Here is a 1471-nt window from a genome sequence, read left to right as displayed (position 1 = left end):
GGCGTGTTGTTCGTGATTGCGTCACGATTTTCCCCTAGTCCCGGCCGCCCAAGGCATTAATCATGCATTTGAAGCGATGTGGCACGATCCGAAAACGCGAGTCGAGACCGGGCCGTCACATCTGCTGTGGCTGACGAGTTGAGGAGACCACCGTGCTGGAGAATCTGATCGGACGCGGGCACGCAAACCCGCCGGCAGCGGACAAGGTCGGCCTCGACACCATTCGCCGGCCGATCATCGGGCTGGCGCTCGGCGGCGGCGCGGCGCGTGGCTTTGCCCATATCGGCATCCTGCGCACGCTGCTGTCGCATGGCATCACGCCCGACGTCGTGGTCGGGACCTCGATCGGTGCGGTGGTGGGCGGCGCCTATGTGTCCGGTCATCTCGACACCCTCGAAGAGTGGGCGCGACGACTGCAGCCCCGCAACATCTTCGGCTATCTGGATATTCGGCTCAATGGCTCCGGCCTGATTGGCGGCAGCAAGCTCGCCGCGCAGCTCGACGCCACACTCGGGCCGATTCTGATCCAGGATCTCACCCAGAAATTCGCCAGCGTCGCGACCGAGGTGGCGACCGGTCACGAGATCTGGCTGACCCATGGACGTATCGTGGACGCCGTCCGCGCCTCCTACGCCCTGCCCGGCATCTTTTCGCCGGTGCTGATCGGCGATCGCTGGCTGGTCGACGGCGCGCTGGTCAATCCAGTGCCGGTGTCAGCCGCGCGGGCGCTCGGAGCCGAGATCGTCATCGCCGCCAACGTGTCCAGTGACGTATTCGGCCACGGCACAACGATCTTCTCGCACGGCAGCGCCGCCGCCGCGGTTGTGGAACCCGAAACCGAGGAACCTCCGGCACAGAGACGCGGCTTCACGCGATTCTTCTCGCCTGAGCGCTTCGTCAAACAGGAGCTGTTCGGCAGCCCGGAGCGCCCCGGTATCTCCAAGGTGAGGACCGACGCCTTCAACAGCATGCAGGACCGCATCACCCGGGCGCGGCTCGCCGGCGATCCCCCCGACCTGCTGATTTCGCCGCGGGTGGGTCGGATCGGCTGGTTCGACTTTCACCGCGCCGACGAGATCATCGCTCACGGCGCCCGCGCCGCCGAGCGGGCCATCGATTCGATCCGCGAGGCGATCGAAGAGGTCGCACCGCAGCCCAAGGCGACGGTGCCGGTCGAAACCTGAGCAAGCGCGGGCCCGACCATCAGTCGAGATCGCGGGACGTCTCCGCCGAGGGCGGCCCGCGACGAACGCGCGCCAGATGCAGCACGATCGTGCCCAGCGGCAGGGCCAGCGCGATCCAACATAGGCCGCGCCAAATCCCGCCCTCACCGATCAGCGCCGCCAGCAATCCGAACACAGTCGAGAGCGCCAACACGATCGGCCACAGCCATTGCCGTCGCAGCGCGCTCATGATGCGAAGCCTTCGGCTTCCACAGCACCCCCGCGGCGCGGGCGCTTCGTCCACCACA

General features: G+C 66.9%; 2 protein-coding genes. One reads left to right on the top strand and one right to left on the bottom strand.

Annotation, left to right across the window (positions count from 1 at the left end):
• Nucleotides 1–152 precede the first annotated feature (152 nt).
• Nucleotides 153–1184: a patatin-like phospholipase family protein gene (locus DYI24_RS26495; RefSeq protein WP_164574442.1), complete on the top strand. Its 1032-nt coding sequence runs from the start codon at nucleotides 153–155 to the stop codon at nucleotides 1182–1184.
• Between the two features lie 19 nt (nucleotides 1185–1203).
• On the opposite strand, the gene DYI24_RS26490 is transcribed toward DYI24_RS26495, so the two are convergent.
• The gene (locus DYI24_RS26490) at nucleotides 1204–1413 is read right to left on the bottom strand and encodes a hypothetical protein (protein WP_164574441.1); all 210 of its coding nucleotides are present in this window, start codon (nucleotides 1411–1413) and stop codon (nucleotides 1204–1206) included.
• Between the last annotated feature and the right edge of the window lie 58 nt (nucleotides 1414–1471).

Source organism: Rhodopseudomonas sp. BR0C11, from assembly GCF_010820945.1.
Lineage (GTDB): Bacteria > Pseudomonadota > Alphaproteobacteria > Rhizobiales > Xanthobacteraceae > Rhodopseudomonas > Rhodopseudomonas palustris_H.
This window is presented reverse-complemented; position numbering and strand designations above follow the sequence as displayed.

Bases quoted from the DNA above. Each gene is read 5' to 3' on its own strand.
- DYI24_RS26490 (WP_164574441.1), bottom strand. From the start codon at position 1,413: ATGAGCGCGCTGCGACGGCAATGGCTGTGGCCGATCGTGTTGGCGCTC.